Below are 632 nucleotides of genomic sequence, written 5' to 3'. Positions count from 1 at the left end.
AGGCAAGCTGCCACGATACATAGCCACCACCCGACGAATCATGCCAGCCACGGAGTGTTAACATGCCCGTGTAAGTATCAACTCCGCTGCCTCCACCCCATCCATTTCCTCCAAGCTGTATGCCAAAAGACATGCCGAGCGGATATTGTGAAATACCATCATAAGAGGCAAGGTTCCTGTAATCGCGATGAACCTGAGCCATAACAGCGGCTCCATTGATGTACGACGACACCGGGGCAAACTGACTATCAACGTCTCGTGTAGCGCTGTTTCCCAAACTGACGTTTTATAGATTGCCCTGCGGCAGCCATGCCGATAACTTCACCTGATTTTTTTGCAGAAATAACTGGGTGGAAAATATGCAAATTGGCTATGTAAGGGTGTCAACAAATGACCAAAATACGGATCTTCAGCAGCAAGCACTCGAACGCGCAGGATGTGAACAGATTTTCGAAGAAAAAATGAGCGGTACTGTGGCAAACCGACCAGCGCTTAAAAAGCTTCTGAGAACGCTGAATGAGGGCGATACGCTTGTGGTCTGGAAGCTGGATCGTCTTGGTCGTAGCATGCGTAATTTGGTGCTGCTGGTGGATGAACTACGTCAGCGTGGCATCCACTTCAAGAGCCTCACG

Annotated in this window: 1 protein-coding gene and 1 pseudogene; one reads left to right on the top strand and one right to left on the bottom strand. The window is 49.5% G+C overall.

Annotated elements, in window-relative coordinates; translation table 11 throughout:
- A pseudogene (locus ACYVJ4_RS18620) lies at positions 1-232 on the bottom strand (phage tail protein); the annotation flags it as partial.
- A 127-nt stretch (positions 233-359) separates the two neighbouring features.
- Here ACYVJ4_RS18620 and ACYVJ4_RS18615 point away from each other — a divergent pair.
- The coding region (locus tag ACYVJ4_RS18615) for a recombinase family protein (protein ID WP_460461534.1) at positions 360-632 on the top strand (273 nt) is incomplete at its 3' end.

The sequence above is a fragment of the Angustibacter peucedani genome, assembly GCF_054779595.1.
The sequence above is the reverse complement of the archived record's forward strand: the minus strand, read 5'-3'. Positions and strand labels throughout refer to the sequence as shown.